This window comes from Azospirillum brasilense, from assembly GCF_008365405.1.
GTDB classification, from domain to species: Bacteria; Pseudomonadota; Alphaproteobacteria; order Azospirillales; family Azospirillaceae; genus Azospirillum; species Azospirillum brasilense_D.
Genome location: NZ_QOKV01000005.1, coordinates 207,795 through 226,060 on the forward strand (window position 1 = coordinate 207,795; position 18,266 = coordinate 226,060).

An 18,266-nucleotide genomic window follows, 5' to 3' on the forward strand; every position below is an offset into this window, starting at 1 on the left:
AAACGGAGCATGGCATGACGGACCGCTTGAGGGTGGACGACCGCTTCACCATCGAAATGACACCGCCGACCGCCGACCGCGTCGGGGAACTGGCCCGCGAGGGCTTCCGCTCCATCGTGAACCTGCGCACCCCCGGCGAAAAGGACGAGGTGCTGTCGCCGACCAAGGAGGGCGAGATCGCCCGGAGCCACGGCCTCGCCTACCTGAGCATCCCCGTCTCCCCCCAGGATATGAACGAAGCCACCGCCGAACGCTTCGACCGCGAGGTCGCGGGCCTGCCGGGTCCGGTCGCCATCCATTGCGCGTCGGGGCGCCGCGCCGCCCTCTTCACCTTCATGCACGTCGCCCGCATCGAGGGCCTGTCCGGCGACGCGGCGGCGGCCAAGGCCGAGGCGATGGGCTTCCAGTTCGGGACGCCGGAGATGAGGGCGTTGTTCACGCGCTACGTGGACGGCGGAAAGACGCGAGGAGGGGCGCCGTGATCTTCCGTCAGCTGTTCGAGCCGGAATCCTCGACCTACACCTACCTGTTCGGCTGCCGCGACACCAGCCAGGCGATCCTGCTCGACCCGGTGCTGGAGACGGTCGAGCGTGATCTGGCGCTGATCCAGCAACTCGGCTTGCGGCTCGCCGTGACGCTCGACACGCACATCCACGCCGACCACATCAGTTCGGCCTGTCGGCTGCGCAGCCTGACCGGCTGCAAGGTGGCCTATCCGGCGATGGACGGGCTGCCGTGCGCCGATATCGAGGTCGCCGAGGACCAGCCGCTCACCATGGGCAGCCTGACCTTCAAGCCGCTCCACACCCCGGGCCACACCGACACGCACCATTGCTTCCTCGTCGAACGCGGGGACACGCCGCGGGTGTTCACCGGCGACGCCCTGCTGATCGACGGCTGCGGCCGTACGGACTTCCAGAACGGCAGCACCGAGGCGCTCTACCGGTCGGTGCGCGAGAAGATCTTCACGTTGCCGGACGACACGCTCGTCTACCCCAGCCACGACTACCAGCACCGGCATGTCTCGACCGTGCTCCAGGAGCGGGAACGCAACCCCCGCCTGGGCGACGACAAGAGCCTGGAGGAGTTCGCCGCGATCATGGCGAACCTGAGCCTGCCGTACCCGAAGAAGATCGACGTGGCGGTCCCTGCGAACCGCCTCTGCGGCGACTGCCCCGACGACGCACCGGAGGCACTGCGCCGTATCGGGGACAAGTCCTTCCAGGGCGTGCCCGCATAGCCCGTCGCAAGCGCCCGCGACGTCGTCCTGCGCGGGGCGGTACTCCCGACCGGCCGCCTGACTCGGTGGCGGGCTGGGCAATTCCATCCTGTCTTCTCCGGGGCGTGCGGAGGGTCCGTTCCATGCAGCCCCGGAGCCTCGACTCTCCACGTTTTAAGGACGGGACCATGGCCATACCGCATCACCGAACCGCTCTGTCCCTCGCGCTCGTGGTGGCGCTTGCCGCCTGCACCGGCACAGGAAGCGTGGCGCCGTCCGTCAGCCCGCAGGGCGACGCCGAGAGCACCAAGACCAACGTGCTCGAGGCCGGGGCGGCGGTGCTTCAAAGCAACGCGCCGCTCGGCGGGATGGATGTCTACCTCGTCGGCTTTCATCCCATGAAGGACGAGCCCAAGCACCAGATGGAGGCGCACCACTTCTGCCGCCAAGTGAATGAAGACTTCGCCCAGTGCGCGCTGTTCGACGGCAACACGGCGAGCGCCAACCTGACGGGTGTCGAGTACATCATCTCCGAGCGACTGTTCGAGCGGTTGCCGCGGCAGGAGCGCCGGTATTGGCACCCCCACAATGGTGAGATCCTGTCCGGACAGTTGGTGGCGCCGAACCTGCCCGACGTCGCCGAGCACGAGTTGATGAAGAGCAAGATGAACAGCTATGGCAAGACCTGGCACACATGGCAGTCCGAGAAGGGCACGCAACCGGGTGACCGGATGCCCTACGGCCCTCCCATGCTGGCCTGGTCGTTCAACCGTGACGGCGAGGCTCAGCCTGGGCTGGTCGAGACCCGCGATCGCGCGATGAACATGTCGACCGCGGAACGCCGTCGTGCCCGACAAGATCTCGTGCCCACTGCCCGCCCGCAGGAAGGCGTGGACGCCCTCAAGGGCAGGTTCCCGCGACCTGCTCAGGACATTCCCGGGGTGGTGGACAAGCATGCAGCGCGGTGATCGCGCTGCACAGGGAGAGTAGCGTGGTGTCCAGGAGCCACCCGGTGGCCACCGCCGTCGTGCGGTGAAAGACGGCGGTATCTGGCGCGGGCCGCCGTGATTTACGTAGGGAGGGGGTACTATCCGATGAGGAAACGTGCCATGCTGCCCGCGGTCGGTTGATTCCTTGCTTCTCGAAGAGACGCGGCATGAGAACCGTCTTTGCGCTGCCGTTCCTGGTTCCGTTGCTCCTTGCGACATCGCCGGGCAAGGCGACCGACCTGCACCAGTTCTGGGAGCAGACCTGCGGGGACTGCCACCCCCACGCCGGGGCCTTCGCCCAACGGTTCCTCACCGTGAAGGACGGCAAGCTCCAGGGCCGCCATCACACGGACGACCTGATCGTCTTCCTGCAACACCATCACCTGCCGCAGAACCTCGTGCGGCCGATGTACGAGATGCTGCTCGCCCAGGCCAGCACGGGACCGCGCTTCAAGGAACGGTGCGGCCGCTGCCACGAGTCCGCCGCCGATCTGGCCCGGGAATCGCTGGTGGTCCGCGACGGCGTGCTGCACGGACGGGAGAGCGGCCGCCCTGTGGCCGAGTTCCTGCCCCGCCACGCCAAGCTGGGTCTGACGCCGGAGGACGTGACCTTCTTCACCGACCTGCTGACGCGCGTCGAACGCGAGGTTCACTCTGGCGGCTGACAGGAGTGGCGGAGAAGCCCGCAGGCTCCTCCGCCGAGAGGGCACCTGACCGTTTACTGCGTCGCCCGCTGCAACTCCTTCAGCTTGGCGCGGATCGGATCGTAGGGGCCGTACTTGTGCTGCTCGGCCGGGAAGCCGTCCGCGAACGGCGGGAAAGGCATGTCGACCGGCTTGCGCAGGCGGTTCGGGAAGTCCTTGTCGAGGTTGGCCTTGTGGGGACGCGGCTGGCTGTTCACGAAGGCGATGACGTCGTAGGCGTCCTCGTCCGAGACGGTCGGGGCCTCGTGGGTCGTGCCCAGCGGCATGTTGCTGTGGACGAAGGCCGACGCGGTCAGTTGGCGGTACATGCCCGCGCCGTCGTTGTAGCTGTCCGGCCCCCACAGCGGTGGGAACTGATAGCCCTCGCCGTCGCCGACCTGGCCCTTGCGCACGCCCTGGCCGTCCTCGCCGTGGCAGGCGGCGCAAACCTCGGCGTAGACCTGCTTGCCGCGTTCCGGGTTGGCGGCGCGGGCCGGTTCCTTGATCGGCCGGGTGCCCGCCCCCTCGATCTTCGCGCCGACCGGGATGCCGGTGGACAGCCACTTCATGTAGGCGACGAACGCCTTCATCTCGGTACTCTCCAGCGGCAGCGCCTTACCGTTCATGCTGCGCTCCATGCAGCCGTTGACGCGCTCCTCGATGGTGCTGATGGCATCCTCGCGGGCGCGGTACTGCGGGAAGACCGCATGCACGCCGGTCCACGGCATCGAGTAGGGCTGTGTTCCGGCGTTCAGGTGGCAGCTTTGGCAGGCCAGGTTGTTCCCGGCGTACCGCTTGGCCGGGTCGGCGGCCTCCGGGCCGAGATGCTTGTGGGTCTCGGTCGTCAGCGCGTGGCCGTACTTGACGAGCTTGCCGAGGTCGTCGTCCTTCACCGTCGCAATGTCCGGCGGCGTCCATTGGGTCAGGTCGATCCTTTGCGGGTCCGCCGCGTGCGACACGGCGAGGGTGATCGTGCCGACGGCCAAGGCCGCGAGCGCGCAGGCCAGCGTGTTGATGGTCTTCATGGGGCGTCTCTTCCCTTCCTGTAAGTCTCTTTTGTCGTTTTTGCCGGATCGAGGCCGCTCGACGACACGACGAGGCGGCTGGTGAAGTTGGCCTTGGCAATCGGCGCCCGCTCGGAGGGTGCTGTCGATTCCCATGTCCGCCGCGCGCTCGCCGAAGGCGTCGACCCTGAAGCGATCCGGCAGGTGGCGCTCCTGGAGATCCCGACCCTCGGCCTGCCTCAGGCCGTCGCCGCGACGACGTGGATCGAGGATCTGGTCTCCGGGACCCGCCAGGAGATGCCGGACACCGGGGAGCCCTGACGGGCGCTCACAGAGAGTCGATGGGGATCTTGAGGTAGCGTTTGCCGTTCCCCTCGGCGGGCGGCAACCGCCCGGCGCGCACATTCACCTGCACCGAGGGCAGGATCAACTTCGGCATGTCCAGTGTCCGGTCACGGGCCGTGCGGAGCGCCACGAACTCGTCCTCGCCCACACCGTCCCGAACGTGGACGTTGCGCGCCCGCTGCTCGGCGACCGTGCTCTCCCAGGCGTACTCGTCCCGGCCCGGCGCCTTGTAGTCATGGCCGGTGAAGAGCCGCGTTTCAGGCGGTAGGATCAGGATGCGCCGGATCGAGCGGTACAGGGCGTGGGCGTCGCCGCCTGGGAAGTCACAACGCGCCGTGCCGTAGTCGGGCTGGAACAGGGTGTCGCCGACGAAGGCCGCGTCGCCGATAAGGTAGGTCATGTCCGCCGGGGTGTGGCCGGGCGTGTGGATGGCCTGAGCCTCCAGGCCGCCGATCCGGAACCGCTCGCCGTCGGCGAACAGATGGTCGAATTGGCGCCCGTCGGCCACGAAACCGGGTTCCATGTTGAACAGAGCGCGGAAGACCTTCTGGACCTCGCGGATGTGCTCGCCGATGCCGATGCGGCCGCCGACCCGTTCCTTCAGGTAGGGCGCCGCCGACAGGTGGTCGGCGTGGACGTGTGTCTCCAGGATCCACTCCACGGTGAGGCCGCGCTCACGCACCAGCGCGATCATGCGGTCGGCCGAGGCGGTCGCGGTGCGGCCCGACTTCGGGTCGAAGTCGAGCACGCTGTCGACCAGAGCCGCGGCCCGGGTGGCGGGATCGACGACGACATAGCTGACGGTGTTGGTCGCCTCGTCGAAGAGCGGCATCACGTCGGGTTTCATGGAGACCTCCTGGCTGGCCTGGCGGGACCGTTCCCAATACCGCTTGAACAGGTGGCTCGGCCTCATATATTAGTCAAGACTAAATTAATGATTTGGAAACTATGCCGGACACCCCCAACGATCCGCCGATGGACCCCGCCGAGTTGGAAGCCCGCGCCGCCGATGCCGAGGCATTCCTGCGCTCGCTCGCGAGCCGCCATCGCTTGATGATCCTGTGCTCGCTGCTTGAGGGCGAGGTGCCAGTTGGCGAGCTCGTCCGGCGCCTCGGTCTCTCCCAGTCCAACCTTTCCCAGCACCTCGCCAAGCTGCGCGAGGAAGGACTCGTCGCGACCCGCCGGGACGGCACGGTCATTTTCTACCGCATCGGCTCAGACCGGGTCCGCCCCATCCTCACCGAGCTCTACCGCCTGTTCTGTGCCGCTCCTCGCCCCGAATGACGGCCCAATCCCGACCTTCGAGACCCATGGAAAACTTCACGCCTGCTTCGGCCGCCCTCGGCGGCCTCCTGATCGGTTTGTCCGCGGCCCTCCTGTGGGTTGCCAAAGGCCGGATCGCCGGGATCAGCGGCATCCTCGGCGGCCTTGGCGCGCGGCGCCCCGGCGACGTCGCTTGGCGCGCCGCCTTTCTGGTCGGCCTGATGGCGGCGCCGCTGCTCTACGGCGCGGCGGGCGGTGCGCTGCCGCATTCCGCGTCGTCCGCCAGCCCCGCCACTCTGATCGTCGCCGGTCTGCTGGTCGGCTTCGGCACCCGACTGGGCAGCGGCTGCACGAGCGGTCATGGTGTCTGCGGCCTGGCCCGACTGTCGCCGCGTTCCCTGACGGCCACCGGCCTGTTTATGTCCAGCGCCGCCGCCACCGTCTTGGTCGCCCGCCACCTGATCGGAGTCTGACCGCCATGCCCGCCCTGCTCGTCGCCCTCGCGTCAGGCCTGCTGTTCGGCCTCGGCCTGACGGTGTCCTCCATGATCGACCCGGCCAAGGTGCTGAACTTCCTCGACGTGGCGGGCTCCTGGGACCCGAGCCTCGCCTTCGTGATGGCCGCCGCCATCCCGGTCGCGGCGGTCGGCTTCGCCCTTGCGCGCCGACGCGGGACGCCCTTGATCGACACGGCGTTCCGTGGCCCGACCGCAACGGCCGTCGACCGCCGACTCGCGACCGGCGCTGTCCTGTTCGGCGTCGGCTGGGGGCTGGTCGGCTACTGCCCCGGCCCAGCGCTCGCCGCGTTCGGCCTTAGTGTTCCTGGGGCGGGGCTGTTCGTCGCCGCCATGCTCGCCGGGATCGGCGCCCATGACCTGATGCGGTCCATCCGCGTGCGTCGCGCTGCGACAGTGTGACCTTCTCCAACCTGGAACGCTCAGATGCCCGAACTCCTCACGATCCTGTCCGGCTCGCTGGTCGGCTTCTCCCTCGGGCTGATCGGAGGCGGAGGGTCGATCCTGGCCGTGCCGCTGCTGCTTTACGTCGTGGGCGTGCCGGACCCCCACGTCGCCATCGGCACCAGCGCCCTGGCAGTCGCGGCGAACGCCTTCGCCAACCTGGCCCAGCACGCCCGGGCCGGGACGGTGAAGTGGCCCTGCGCGGCGACCTTTGCCGCCTCCGGGGTGGTCGGGGCGCTGGTCGGCTCGACGCTCGGCAAGGCGGTCAACGGCGAGAGCCTGCTGTTCCTGTTCGCGCTGGTGATGGTCGCGGTTGGCGCCTCCATGCTGAGGAAGCGCGGGAGCGAGGGCGACCCCGGGGTGCGCATCAACAAGTCCATTGCGGTGCGCCTGGTCGGCATCGGCTTCGTGACCGGCGCGATTTCGGGCTTCTTCGGGATCGGCGGCGGCTTCCTGATCGTCCCGGGCCTTCTGCTCGGCAGCGGCATGGCCGTGCTCAACGCCATCGGCTCGTCGCTGTTCTCGGTGGGCGCCTTCGGCCTGACCACGGCGGCCAACTACGCGCTCTCGGGACTTGTCGACTGGACGGTCGCGGCGCTGTTCATCGCCGGTGGCGTGGTCGGCGGGTTCGCGGGCATGAAGGCCGCGGTGGGGCTGTCCACGCGCAAGGGCGCGCTGACCAAGGTCTTCGCGGGCGTGCTGTTCGCCGTCGCCGCCTACATGCTGTACCGCAACGCCGGTGTCCTCGGCCTATTCTGATCCGATCCAACATGGGCCTAAGAAGGCTTTTGAGTGTGGCCTTCCCTACACCCCAAGCCCCTGGACGTGGCGAACTCGAAAGCCACAACGAGTTCCTGGCCATGCGCCAGGACATCCTGGCGCTCATGGCCGAGCATCGCGACCTGCTCTCCAACGATCTCGGCGCCGTCGGCGGCCTGCTGTTCGACGTCGGTTCGAGCCGGTATGCCGCGCCGCCGCGCGTGGACGACGCGGCCGCCCGGGCCGCCTGGGAGGCCGACTTGGCCAAGGTCCGCGAGGAAAGCGACAAGGCGACGAAGGCGGCCGCCGCCCAGCGCGAGGGCGACCGCACGCACACCGAAATCCAGGGCTGGCTGCGCGACCTCGGCAGGGCGTTGGACTACGACGTCTGGATCGCGTCGAACGACCGTGGGCGGCCTTACAACGGCGGCAAGCTCGGCGCGGGCTGCCTTGAGCGCCTGCCGGAGGCGATCGAGAAGGCGCCGGGCGCCGACGCCGTCCGATTGATCGACGTGCTGTGGCTCAACCACGGCAAGGCGCACGTCGCCGCCGCCTTCGAAGTCGAGCACTCCACCTCGATCTACTTGGGCATCGTCCGCATGCTCGACCTCGCGCTCGGCGGCGACGCGCACGCACTGGAGGGCCTGTTCCTGGTGGCGCCGAACGGCCCCGAGGAGGAGGTCCGCACGCAGCTGGCCCGACCGGCTTTCTCGCGCGTGGCCGATCTCAAGGTCCGCTACCTGCCATACGGGGAACTGGAGCCGCACCGGGAGTCCATCGCCCGGTTCGGAAGCGGCATGAAGGCCATCCACGCCATCTCGCGCACGCTCGTCTGAGCGGTGCTGGCGGGACACGCGCCACGGCGGCTTGTTGAAGAGGCAGGGCCCCCGAGGGTGCCCCTGCCGGACCATTTCGTCCCCGAGAACGATGGCTTCCGCAGTAGGCGGATATGGCTTACCAGTTCCACGAATCCGCGACCGTCGAGGTGGCCATGGCGCCAGAGCAGCTTTTCGAACGCCTGGACGATCACACGCGGCTCGCCGCGCACATGGAGAAGCCTTCCATGATGACGCTGGGCGGGCGCATGACCTACGCCTTCGACGAGGACAAGGGGCGTGCTGTCGGATCGGTCATCCGCATGAGCGGCCGTTTCCTCGACATCTCCCTGGGCGTCGACGAGGTTGTCACCGAACGCGATCCGCCGCGGCGCAAGGTGTGGGAGACCATGGGGCTCCCCCGGCTTCTGGTCATCGGTCCGTACCGCATGGGCTTCGAGATTGAACCCAAGGGGGACGGTTCGGCGCTGCGCGTGTTCATCGACTTCTCTCGCCCCGCATCGCCTGACGGACGCATCCTTGGCATCCTGTTCACCAGGACCTACGCCCGCTGGTGCGTGAGGCGCATGGCGGCCGATGCGGCGGACCTTGGTCGGATCAACCGGCCAACCAATCTGTGAGAGGTCGAGGAACAGCGGTTGGACGGTCGACGCGACTGGTCCGGACCCGACCCTACGCCGCGCGCACTTCGGGCGCCGGTTTGGCTGCTTTCCCCTTGTGCGCGGCCCAAATCGCGTCGATCCCGTGGTCCTCGACCGCTTTCTTCATCTTTGTCAGGGCGTGGTCCGAGTAGGACGGGAACTTCATGCTGCCGTGCTGGAAAACGTGGCAGCACTGGGCATCGCCGTCGATCCCGCACCATTGCCGGACCGCGTTGGCCTTCGGCGGCGTCAGCCCGCTCTTCGCCGCCAAGTCCGTGGCGCTCATGTGGAATCGCTTGCGAAGGTCGACCTCGCGGACGGCCCCGGCCTCTGCCGGATCGTCGCTGGCGATCACCCTGACCGAAGGAGTTGAACCCCGTCATGGCAGTTCGAAGCGAGGCGATCGCCTTCAGCTTCAATGTCCTCCCGTCGCGAACCAACTTCAAGGCACCCTCCTGGGAGTGGACGACGGCGGAATGCCATCCTGCATGCCTTTATACTGTTGCCCAGTCGTTATCCGCGGTCGCCGGTGCTGTAATACCCGGCGCTGTTCCGACGTCCATGAAAAGGCCCGCGCTCTCGCGTGCCGCAAAACGGGAGGAGAAGCATGTTGAGGAACATCGCCTTGGCCACCATCTTCGCCGTCGCCCTCACCGGCCCGGCGCTCGCCAACAGTTGCCCCAGGCACATGGCCGCCATCGACCAGGCGCTCGCTGCCAATCCGAAGCTGGACGCCGCGAAGTTGGCCGAGGTCAAAAAGCTCCGCGCCGACGGCGAGGCGCTCCACAAGCAGGGGAAGCATGCCGAGTCGGAGGCAACGCTCGCCCAGGCCGAGAACCTCCTCGGCATCAAGAAGTGACATCGGGCGCCACGGGGGCTGAGCAATGCCCTCACCCCCGCGGCGTCGTGCGCAGCGGCTCAGCCCCTACGCGCCTTGCGGCCGACAGCGAACAGCATCCCGGCGAGCACCAGAAACACGATGGCGCCGCCGCCCCAGACCCGGACGTAGCCGGGCATCCCAAGGCTGGGGACGAAGGCGTAGACGGCGGCCAACCCCGCCCACACCGTGACGATGGCCAGGGTCAGCCAGAGTTCGTCGTTCTTCATGGCTTTTCTCCTGCGCTCAGTGCCCATGCCCGCCGCCGATCGCGATGATCGGCAGGGATTGGATCAGCTGGAACGCGACGATGGTGAAGACGTACATGGCGGCGACCAGCGCGGCGACCGACACCGGCCCCGTCCACGCGGGCGCGGCGCCGACGCCGCGCGCCCCGGCCTGCCAATCGACCACGGGAGCCTGTTCAGCCGTCGCGCGCCGCGACAGCAGCGTGCGCACGACGCCATAGACGGTGACCGAGATGGCCACGGCGAAGACCGTGGCGCCGACGCCGACCAGGGCCATCAGCACCGGCCATGCCGCGGGGGCCATGCCGCCGTAGCTCACGTCGAACACCCGGCGCGGCACGCCCATGAACCCGGCCGTGATGCCCGCGGCGCCGAAGATGACCAGACCGATCGTCACCAGCAGGGGCATGCGCCTCAGCACCGCCGGGCGCCACAGCGTGCCGCCGCCGAGTGCCGGGAGCATGACCATCATGGCGGCCAGGAACGTCTGGGTCAGCACACCGACCGCGAAGAAGTGGAAGTAGCCGGGCACGAAGAAGGTGTCCGACAGCATCGGTGCCAGTTCGCCCTGGATCAGGACGAAAGCGAAGGTGATGCCGATCATCATGTTCACCACCGCCCAACCCATGTTCGTCATGGCCGGGTTGTCCCACGGCAGCCCGCGCATCCAGCCGAAGAATCCGGTTGCGCCACGCGCCCGGGCGCTGGCCTCCAGCGAGGAGACGATGATGGCGAAGGCCGCCAGCGTCGGGACCGAGACGAACAGCGACAGCAGCGAGCCGACCACCCGCACGCCTTCGGACAGGTTCGGCTCCAGGAACATGTGGTAGAGGCTGGTCGGCGGCACGAACACCAGATACGCCGCGAAGACGATCTTCGACATCCTGGCGCCGTGGATGGACTTCACGCCGGTCAGGTGCTCGGTGAGCACGTACCACACCAGCACGGTCGCCATCAGCGGCAGGTAGTGCAGGTTGTGGAACAGGATGTGCCACTCGGTGCCGTGGTCGGCCGGGAACGGCCCGGCGCCCAGCGACCACAGCACGCCCGGCAGGAAGGCGTTCGTCGCCGCGATGGCGCTGACCACCAGGAACCCGGCCCAGGCGAACAGCGCGAAGCCGATGGAGGTGAATGCGTCCGCCTCGCCACGCAGCCGGGGCTGGAGCACCGTCGCGATGCCGCTGACCGCCGAGGCGACCAAGCCGCCTGAGAGCAGCAGGTAGCCCAGCGCGAAGAACCCGACCGAGCGCGGATCGTCCGCGGCGAGTTCCGGGCTGCCGTCGTAGAGCAGCGGCGTGCCGGTGTAGGAGATCCATTCGCTGACACCGAAGCCCGCCAGCATCAGCGCGGCACCCAACCAGGCGAACGGGCGCAACGCCAGCCCGCGTCCGTTCTCGGCAGCGGCGAGCACGAGCAGGAGGGCCGCTTGGATCAGATACAGCCAGTAGAAGAACACCGACACGCCGTGCAGGGTGAGCAGGCGGTAGGCGTCGTCCGGGAAGAAGGTCAGCGCACCGGCACGGGCCAGGGCGGTCACAAAGCCTCCGATCAAGCCCAGCACCAGCGCCAGCAGGGCGGCACCGAACAGCAGCTTGAGGAGCGCCTTGTCGGGCGTCGGCAGGGCTTTGATGCGCGCCGCCAGGGTGGGCTTGGAGCCGACCGGGGCAACGTTCGTTGAGATGGTATCCATGGTGGGTCCTCCCCGGGTCATGCGACGACGATGCGGCCCTGCATGGCGTCGTGCGCCTGGCCGCAATAGACGGTGCAGTACACGAGGTACTCGCCCGGCTTGGTGAAGGTGATGACCTGCTCGGTGACCGTGTTCGGCCGCAGGCGGGTGATCCGGCTGGCGGAACCCAGTTGGATCGACGCGCCGTGCGTGATGTCGTCCGCCATCATGCGGAACCGGTACGCCTGCCCGGCCTTCAGCCGCAACATGTCCGGGCTGTAGGAGAACTTCTGGGCCATCAGGTAGACGTCCACCGGCTCGCCTCCGGCGTCATGGCCGTGATCGTGCCCCTCGGCAACGTGGCTGTGCGTGGCCTCGCTGACGTGCGGGTTCACGCTGCCGTCCTCCTGCGTGTACCGCTGGATGAAGTAGTCGTGCTCGAAGCGGAACTCCTCGGGCGCCATGCCCGCCGAAGCCCCGCGACCACCGTGGCCACCGGCCTCGGCGGGTGCTTCGGCGGCACCATGGCCGCCATGACCACCACCGTGAGCGTCGGGTTCGGGGGCAGCGGCCGTTTTGCCGCCGAAGGGGAGCGGTGCGGCCCCGTAGGCCGCCCAGGTGCCGTACAGGGAGACGGCGCCGAAGCCCAGTCCGGCGATGAAGCCGCGACGGGTCGTGAAATGCCTCTCAGACATTGTGAGAGTCCTCTGGTCGCGTGGTCGGAATCGCTCGCGAACGCCGCCGGTCAGGCGGCGCGTGGCCGGGCGTCCGACGCAGACGGCGTCAGGGCGCTCGGCCGGTCAGAGGACGGTCTTCGGAGGGGGCGTGTCCGGCGCGATGTTCCGGGCGTTCGGGGCGTAGTCGGGCCGCGGGTGCCAGGACGTCTCCACCGTCGTCACCGCGACGGCGGCGACATGGTCCGCCGGGGCTTCGGCCGCCGGGCAACACGGAGCCACGACCACGAGGGCGGCCTTGTGGGAGTCGCCGTGCGACGGGGCCGAAGGCGATGGCGTGTGATGGGAACGGTGGTCGATCGGCCCGCCATGGGCCTCCACATGCGCCATGGCTCCGCCCGCCGCGCCCACCAGGAGCGCGAAGGCGAACGCCAGAACGGCGAAGATGTGGCCCAAACGCGTCATGTCTGCCATCGTCACCAATGACCCGGGACCTCCCAGGCCATGCCAAGCGTAGCCCCTATCATAGGTCCGGGAATTGATCGGCATCAACCCGGCGCCCGTGTCACGGTCCGGTAGTGGAAACGCCGTGGGTGAAACGTCACCGGGCGGTGGTGCCTTGCGCCTGCGGCAGGGCGGCGCCGGTGACCGGACAGGAGACGTGTTCGACTTTGTCCTTGACCTTCCAGCGGCTGGAAGGCGCAGGGTTCTTCCTGTGGCATCTCCGGCCCGGTCGAAAGTGCGGGGGACATTCCGACGCACTCCTTCTCCGACGCTTGGCAGGGATCGTTGCCGAAGCCATCTGTTGTTGCAGGGGCCTGGAAACGGTCGTAGGTTTCCATAAGGGTGCGGTGGGCACTGGGGTGCCGCACGGCTCCCACAAGATGAGGCAAACGCCATGTGGCGTGCGACGCGGTCGTCGGTGAGGAGGGTGGTGGTGAGCCTGCTGATGCTGGCCACGCTGCTCGTCTATGCCGCGCCGAGCCACGCCAACCTGGGGCCTCACCATGCGTCCCAGACTCCTCACGAGCACGTTCTGGTCGACAACCATGGCGACGCCATCGCGACCGTCCCGGACCACGAGCACAAGGAAGCTCCGTGTGGGGACCTTGGCCTGCTCGACGAAGGGGCCTGCTGCAGCGTCGCTCAGTGCATTACCATGCACGGAGGCCTCCCCGCTGCGATGGCCGAGGCGTTCACCCCGCGCCTGAACACGTCCCAGCATCTGCCTGCCCTGGCCACGCCGGACGGCATCGGCATCGACCCGGCTTTCCGCCCCCCGCTCTGACCATCTGACGCCACGAGTCCGCCCGCGCCCGACCTGAGCCTCGGCTCGGCGAAGGGCGCCGGTCCCGGCCCTCGTGCGCTTGGCTTTTGCGTCCCCGGCGCTCCCGCGTGGAGTCCGTCCGGGATGGCTCGAACCCGATGTTCAGATGGAGGACGCCATGTCGTCTCTCACCCGCAAGATGCTCCCGGTTCTCGCGCTGACCGCCATGATGTCGGTCGCCCAGGCCCAGACCACCACAGACCAAGACCACAACGCCCATCATCCGGACGGGGCCGCGGCCACGACGCAGGCCCAGCCCGCTCCGGCCCCCACCCCGGCCCCCACGCAGCCGACCCCGGGCGCGAAGCCCGGCGCGCCCGGCAACGCGCCGATGATGGGTCAGGGCATGGGCAGCGGCATCGTCGTCCAGCCCGGCGCCCAGGCGCAGGGTGGCCAGCCCGGCATGATGATGAACATGGACCAGATGCGCTCGATGATGGGCGGCATGTCGGGCCAGCAGGACGGCCAAGCCGGGATGATGGGGCCCGGGATGATGGGGCCCGGCATGATGTCCATGATGCGACAGATGATGATGGGCCAGCAGGGCGGAATGGGCTTGCCCTTCGAGCACGTCGAGGGCCGCATCGCGTTCCTGAAGGCCGAACTCAAGATCACCGACGCCCAAGCACCGCAGTGGAACGCCTTCGCCGACAGCCTGCGGGCGAACGCCAAGGCCCATCAGGCCATGCACGAGCAGATGACCAAAGGCGGCATGCCCTCCTCCTGGCCCGACCGGCTCGCTTTCCAGCAGAAGGCGCTGTCCACCCGGCTCGACGCCCTGAAGGCGCTGGAGTCCGCCGCCAAGCCGCTCTACGCCGTGCTGACCGACGAGCAGAAGGCGCTCGCGGACCGGCTGCTCCCCGGCCCCATGGGCATGATGTGAGGAGGCGGCCATGACGCACCACGAACACACCCTTCACGCTCCCGGGCCGCAGGCGCGCACGCCCTGGTACCGGACCTGGACCGGCTTGGCCGGACTCGGCGGTGCCGCCTTGGCGGCTGTGTACCTGTCGCTCTTCCACGTCGACCATGCGCTCGACGCGCTTCCGCTTCTCGTCCTGCTCCTGTGCCCGCTGATGCACCTGTTCATGCATGGCGGTCACGGGCATGGCGGCCACAGCGGGAACGGTGACACCGACCGGCCGAACAAGCGGGGCACGCCATGACGCACGAAGCCTCGGCCTACGGGCTTTGGATGCTGGTCGCCCTCAACTCGGCCATCTTCATCATCTTCGCCTTCAGCTTCGGCAAGCCGCAGTCGCCCCGGGACTGGCGGTCCTTCGGGGCGTTCAGCGCCTTCATCGTGGCCCTGTTCACCGAGATGTACGGCTTCCCGCTGACCATCTACCTGCTCTCGGGCTGGCTCCAGACCCGCTATCCGGGCCTCGACATCCTGTCGCACGACGCCGGGCACCTCTGGTCGACCGTCCTCGGCTTGGCGGGCAACCCGCACTTCAACGTGCTGCACATCCTCAGCAACCTGCTGATCCTGGGCGGCTTCGTCCTGCTCTCGGCGGCCTGGAAAGTGCTTCATGCGGCGCAGAAGCAAGACAGGCTCGCCACAACGGGCGTGTACGCCCATGTCCGGCACCCGCAGTACATCGCCTTCATCGGCATCCTGTTCGGCTTCCTGCTCCAGTGGCCGACCATCCTGACGCTGGCGATGTTCCCGCTGCTGGTCCTGATGTACATCCGTCTGGCCCGGTCCGAGGAGCGGGAAGCCCTCCGGGTGTTCGGCGCCGAGTACGAGCGTTACGCCGCGGTCACGCCGGGTTGGCTTCCGCGTCTCTCCTCCCGTGGGCCGAACCACCCCAGAGTGGGAGGGTCGTTCGGTGCGTGATTCTGGGTGGAAGCTCATGAAGCAAGCGGCGGCAACGACCGTCGCCGTGTGCCTGCTGGCGCTCCCGGCCGGAGCGCAGACGCTTCGGGACGCGGTCGAGGGCGCCTGGAAGCTCAATCCCGAGGTCAGGAGCCTGGAGGCCCAGAGGGCCGTGGCCACCGCCCGGCGCGGCGCCGGGGAGGCGCTGGTCCCGGCCGCCCCGGCGGTCACGCTGCGGCACACGAGCGACTACCTGAACCGGAACATCGGACGGCGCGAGTACGAGGCCGAACTCGGCGTCCCGCTCTGGCTGCCCGGCCAGGGAACGGCGACCGTCCGGGCGGGCGACGCGCTGCTGGCGCGCACCGACGCCGAGATCGCCGCGCGCCAGCTGGCGGTCGCCGGGGAGGTCCGGACGGCCCAGTGGCAGGTCGCGCTGGCCGAGCGCCGCGCCGAGCTCGCCCGGCAGCGCCTCAAGGTCGCCCGCCAATTGGAGGCCGACACCCGACGGACCGCCCGGGCCGGGGAGACCTCCGAGGCCGATCACCAGTTGGCCCGGGCCGAAGCCCTCTCCGTCGCCACGGACCTCCGCGACGAGGAACTGGCCCTGGAGGAGGCCCGCCAGGCGTTCCGGACGCTCACAGGGATGGCGCCGCCGAAGGCGGCACCGGAGCCGGACATCGGCGAACCGCCGCTCGACCGGCACCCGTCGCTTCTGGCGGCGCAGCTGGGCGTGCGGGCCGCGCAAGCCCAGCGCCAGCTGGTCGACCTGACGACGCGCGACAGCCCGGAGGTCGGGCTGATGGCTCGCCGCGAACGCGACAGCCGCGAGGAACGCTACGACACCGTGTTCGGCGTCTCCGTCCGCATCCCGTTCGCGGTCGAGGCCGTGAACGCGCCCAAGCGGGCCGAGGCGGCGACCGAGGTCGTCCGCTCCGAGGCCGAGCAGGCCAACGCGGCCCGCACGGTCGAGTCGGACATCCGGCAAGCCCGCCTCGCCCATCAGGCGGCGAGCGAGCGCCTGTCGTTCGCGCGCGACCGGGCTGCGGCCCTCAGGGCACGCCTGTCGAACATCGAGCGCGCCCGGAGGGCGGGCGAGATCAGCCTCGTCGAGCACGTGCGCGCCCAGGAGGCGGCCTTCGAGGCCGACCTCGCCCGCGCCACCGCCGAAATCCAGGTCAGCGCCGCACGCGCCCGTATGAACCAGTCCCTCGGAGTTCTTCCATGACCACCCGACGCCTTCTTGCCGCGACCGTCGTCGCCGCGAGCCTTGCCGCGCCGGTCGCCGCTCCCGCCCTCGCCCACGAGGGCCACGCCCATGGCAGCGAGGAGCCGAAGCCGGTCGTCACGACGGCCGCCCCCACCCTGGAAACGTCCTCGTCCGACTTCGAGCTCGTGGCGGTCGCCCGGGGAAAGACCCTGCTCGTCCATCTGGACCGCTTCGCCACCAACGAGCCCGTGAACGGCGCCACCATCGAGGTGAGCGCCGATGGCGAGGCCGCGACGGCCTCGCCCGTCTCCGGCGAGGAGGGCGTCTACCGCCTCGACCCGTCCTGGCTCTCCAAGCCGGGATCCCATGAAGTGACCGTCTCCATCACCGCGGCCGACGCGGCCGACCTGCTGATCGGTACCCTGGAGATCCCGGCAGATGCGGCTAAAGCACAGACCGGCGGTGCGCAGGGTGTTTCCGCCGTCCTCGGGCAGGTCCGGAACGATTCGGGCCTGATGCTGGGGGCGGTCATGGTCTTCCTGCTCGGGGTCCTGACCACCGTCGCCCTGACCCAGCGTGGACGCACGCGGACGGTCGCGGGCGCCGCGCTGGTCGGCCTCGGCCTGCTGTTGGCGAGCGGCGCCGCCTTCGCCCACGGCGGCGAGGACCACAGCCACGGCGACGAGGACAAGGGCAAAGCATCGGCGGCGGCCGTCCCGATGGGGGCGACCGGCGCTTCGGAGAGCCCGCGGCGCCTGCCGGACGGCAGCCTGTACGTGCCCAAGCCGTCGCAGCGCCTGCTGTCGGTCCGAACCATCGTTGCCAAGCCGCAGGAGGCGGCGCAGACGGTGCAGTTGATCGGCCAAGTGATCGCCGACCCCAACGGCGGCGGCCACGTCCAGGCCACGCAGAGCGGTCGCATCGAGCCGGGGGACAAGGGGCTGCCCTACGTCGGCCAGCGGGTCGAGGCCGGGCAGATCCTCGCCTACATCGCCCCCGCCGTGACCTTTGTGGACCGCAGCGGCATCCAGCAGCAGATCGCGACGGTCGAGCAGGAACTGGTCATCGCCGAATCCCGCCTCCAGCGGCTCCGGAAGCTGGAAGGCAGCGTGCCACAGCGCGACATCGAAGAGGCGGAGGCCAATCTCAACGGTCTGCGCAAGCGCCGGGCCGCTCTGTCCCCCGCGCTGACGACCAAGGAAGCCCTGCGGGCGCCCATCTCCGGGGTGGTCACGGCCAACAACATCAAGGCCGGACAGGTGGTCGAGGGGCGCGACCAGGTGCTGTTCGAGATCGTCGACCCGTCGCGGCTGATGGTTGAAGCGGTCGCCTTCGATCCCCGGGTGGCGAACGCCATCAAAGCGGCCACGGCGACGACAGCCGACGGCACCAGCCTATCCCTGGAACTCCTCGGCTCCAGTCTCGCGCTGCGCCAACAGGCGATCCCGCTGCTCTTCCGGATCGGCAATCCGCCGTCGGGGCTCGGCGTCGGCCAGCCGGTCCGGCTCGTCGCCCAGGTGCAGGGCACCGCGTCGGGCATCGTCCTGCCGCGGCAGAGCGTGGTGCGCAACGCCAGCGGCCAGCCCATCGTCTGGCAGCACGACACCCCGCAACGCTTCGTCGCCCGCCCGGTGCGCACGCAGCCCGTCGACGGCGACACGGTGCTGGTCCTGGCGGGCGTCGAGCCGGAGGCGCGCATCGTCACCGACGGCGCCGGTCTCCTCAACCAGATCCGGTGAGGAGCC

The 18,266-nt window shown here is 69.1% G+C and carries 24 protein-coding genes and 1 pseudogene; 18 read left to right on the forward strand and 7 right to left on the reverse strand.

The features are described from left to right. The first annotated feature begins 14 nt into the window (after positions 1-14). The 4 genes from DS837_RS11300 to DS837_RS11315 all read left to right on the forward strand — a co-directional run bounded on the left by DS837_RS11300 (position 15) and on the right by DS837_RS11315 (position 2,873). Positions 15-482, forward strand: coding sequence for a protein tyrosine phosphatase family protein (locus tag DS837_RS11300; protein ID WP_149164827.1), 468 nt, complete (start codon positions 15-17; stop codon positions 480-482). Continuing rightward, complete coding sequence (locus DS837_RS11305; RefSeq protein WP_149164828.1) at positions 479-1,240, forward strand: MBL fold metallo-hydrolase; 762 nt, start codon at positions 479-481, stop codon at positions 1,238-1,240. The genes DS837_RS11300 and DS837_RS11305 overlap by 4 nt, the downstream gene beginning before the upstream one ends. 167 nt (positions 1,241-1,407) lie before the next feature. Further along, positions 1,408-2,187: an OBAP family protein gene (locus tag DS837_RS11310; RefSeq protein WP_149164829.1), complete on the forward strand. Its 780-nt coding sequence runs from the start codon at positions 1,408-1,410 to the stop codon at positions 2,185-2,187. A 188-nt stretch (positions 2,188-2,375) separates the two neighbouring features. Next, positions 2,376-2,873, forward strand: a complete 498-nt coding sequence (locus DS837_RS11315; protein WP_145623658.1) for a hypothetical protein — start codon at positions 2,376-2,378, stop codon at positions 2,871-2,873. Positions 2,874-2,926: 53 nt separating this feature from the next. Here DS837_RS11315 and DS837_RS11320 read toward each other — a convergent pair whose 3' ends face one another. Continuing rightward, positions 2,927-3,916, reverse strand: coding sequence for a c-type cytochrome (locus tag DS837_RS11320; protein ID WP_149164830.1), 990 nt, complete (start codon positions 3,914-3,916; stop codon positions 2,927-2,929). 48 nt (positions 3,917-3,964) lie between these two features. Between DS837_RS11320 and DS837_RS11325 the strand changes: the two are divergent. Beyond that, positions 3,965-4,216, forward strand: a pseudogene (locus DS837_RS11325) (carboxymuconolactone decarboxylase family protein); the annotation flags it as partial. 7 nt (positions 4,217-4,223) lie between these two features. Here DS837_RS11325 and DS837_RS11330 read toward each other — a convergent pair. Beyond that, positions 4,224-5,087, reverse strand: coding sequence for an MBL fold metallo-hydrolase (locus DS837_RS11330; RefSeq protein ID WP_149164832.1), 864 nt, complete (start codon positions 5,085-5,087; stop codon positions 4,224-4,226). Positions 5,088-5,188: 101 nt separating this feature from the next. Here DS837_RS11330 and DS837_RS11335 point away from each other — a divergent pair, with 101 nt between their 5' ends. The 6 genes from DS837_RS11335 (at position 5,189) to DS837_RS11360 (ending at position 8,676) form a co-directional block, all read left to right on the forward strand. Then, positions 5,189-5,524, forward strand: coding sequence for an ArsR/SmtB family transcription factor (locus DS837_RS11335; RefSeq protein ID WP_247889307.1), 336 nt, complete (start codon positions 5,189-5,191; stop codon positions 5,522-5,524). 26 nt (positions 5,525-5,550) lie between these two features. Then, positions 5,551-5,976, forward strand: a complete 426-nt coding sequence (locus DS837_RS11340) for a YeeE/YedE family protein (protein ID WP_149164833.1) — start codon at positions 5,551-5,553, stop codon at positions 5,974-5,976. 5 nt (positions 5,977-5,981) lie between these two features. After that, entirely contained in the window at positions 5,982-6,419 is a 438-nt protein-coding gene (locus tag DS837_RS11345) for a DUF6691 family protein (RefSeq protein ID WP_149164834.1), read from the forward strand. A gap of 24 nt (positions 6,420-6,443) precedes the next feature. Further along, on the forward strand, positions 6,444-7,220 hold the full coding sequence (locus DS837_RS11350; RefSeq protein ID WP_149164835.1) for a sulfite exporter TauE/SafE family protein: 777 nt from the start codon (positions 6,444-6,446) through the stop codon (positions 7,218-7,220). A 35-nt stretch (positions 7,221-7,255) separates the two neighbouring features. Continuing rightward, positions 7,256-8,056, forward strand: a complete 801-nt coding sequence (locus DS837_RS11355) for a hypothetical protein (RefSeq protein ID WP_170295827.1) — start codon at positions 7,256-7,258, stop codon at positions 8,054-8,056. A gap of 113 nt (positions 8,057-8,169) precedes the next feature. Next, positions 8,170-8,676, forward strand: coding sequence for an SRPBCC family protein (locus DS837_RS11360; protein ID WP_149164837.1), 507 nt, complete (start codon positions 8,170-8,172; stop codon positions 8,674-8,676). Positions 8,677-8,728: 52 nt separating this feature from the next. Here the strand turns inward: DS837_RS11360 and DS837_RS32050 are convergent, their stop codons facing one another. Further along, positions 8,729-9,052, reverse strand: a complete 324-nt coding sequence (locus DS837_RS32050) for a hypothetical protein (RefSeq protein ID WP_170295828.1) — start codon at positions 9,050-9,052, stop codon at positions 8,729-8,731. A 270-nt stretch (positions 9,053-9,322) separates the two neighbouring features. Here DS837_RS32050 and DS837_RS11370 point away from each other — a divergent pair, with 270 nt between their 5' ends. Further along, positions 9,323-9,556: a hypothetical protein gene (locus DS837_RS11370; RefSeq protein ID WP_211100372.1), complete on the forward strand. Its 234-nt coding sequence runs from the start codon at positions 9,323-9,325 to the stop codon at positions 9,554-9,556. 59 nt (positions 9,557-9,615) lie between these two features. Here the strand turns inward: DS837_RS11370 and DS837_RS11375 are convergent, their stop codons facing one another. The 4 genes from DS837_RS11375 to DS837_RS11390 form a co-directional block, all read right to left on the reverse strand. Next, a complete protein-coding gene (locus tag DS837_RS11375) occupies positions 9,616-9,804 on the reverse strand; it encodes a hypothetical protein (protein ID WP_109070249.1) in 189 nt (62 codons plus the stop codon). A gap of 16 nt (positions 9,805-9,820) precedes the next feature. Continuing rightward, entirely contained in the window at positions 9,821-11,512 is a 1,692-nt protein-coding gene (locus DS837_RS11380; protein WP_170295829.1) for a cbb3-type cytochrome c oxidase subunit I, read from the reverse strand. Between the two features lie 17 nt (positions 11,513-11,529). Next, positions 11,530-12,186: a cupredoxin domain-containing protein gene (locus tag DS837_RS11385; RefSeq protein ID WP_149164840.1), complete on the reverse strand. Its 657-nt coding sequence runs from the start codon at positions 12,184-12,186 to the stop codon at positions 11,530-11,532. A gap of 105 nt (positions 12,187-12,291) precedes the next feature. Further along, complete coding sequence (locus tag DS837_RS11390) at positions 12,292-12,630, reverse strand: hypothetical protein (RefSeq protein ID WP_149164841.1); 339 nt, start codon at positions 12,628-12,630, stop codon at positions 12,292-12,294. Positions 12,631-13,102: 472 nt separating this feature from the next. Here DS837_RS11390 and DS837_RS11395 point away from each other — a divergent pair, with 472 nt between their 5' ends. The 6 genes from DS837_RS11395 (at position 13,103) to DS837_RS11420 (ending at position 18,260) form a co-directional block, all read left to right on the forward strand. Next, positions 13,103-13,453 (forward strand): hypothetical protein, encoded by a 351-nt coding sequence (locus DS837_RS11395; protein ID WP_149164842.1) that lies wholly within the window; start codon positions 13,103-13,105, stop codon positions 13,451-13,453. A gap of 157 nt (positions 13,454-13,610) precedes the next feature. Beyond that, on the forward strand, positions 13,611-14,375 hold the full coding sequence (locus tag DS837_RS11400; protein WP_170295830.1) for a Spy/CpxP family protein refolding chaperone: 765 nt from the start codon (positions 13,611-13,613) through the stop codon (positions 14,373-14,375). Positions 14,376-14,385: 10 nt separating this feature from the next. Continuing rightward, a complete protein-coding gene (locus DS837_RS11405; RefSeq protein WP_149164844.1) occupies positions 14,386-14,658 on the forward strand; it encodes a DUF2933 domain-containing protein in 273 nt (90 codons plus the stop codon). Further along, positions 14,655-15,332, forward strand: coding sequence for a methyltransferase family protein (locus tag DS837_RS11410; protein WP_149164845.1), 678 nt, complete (start codon positions 14,655-14,657; stop codon positions 15,330-15,332). The genes DS837_RS11405 and DS837_RS11410 overlap by 4 nt, the downstream gene beginning before the upstream one ends. A gap of 16 nt (positions 15,333-15,348) precedes the next feature. After that, positions 15,349-16,539 (forward strand): TolC family protein, encoded by a 1,191-nt coding sequence (locus DS837_RS11415; RefSeq protein WP_149164846.1) that lies wholly within the window; start codon positions 15,349-15,351, stop codon positions 16,537-16,539. Then, the gene (locus DS837_RS11420) at positions 16,536-18,260 is read left to right on the forward strand and encodes an efflux RND transporter periplasmic adaptor subunit (RefSeq protein ID WP_149164847.1); all 1,725 of its coding nucleotides are present in this window, start codon (positions 16,536-16,538) and stop codon (positions 18,258-18,260) included. Before DS837_RS11415 ends, DS837_RS11420 begins: the two co-directional genes overlap by 4 nt. Positions 18,261-18,266 lie beyond the last annotated feature (6 nt).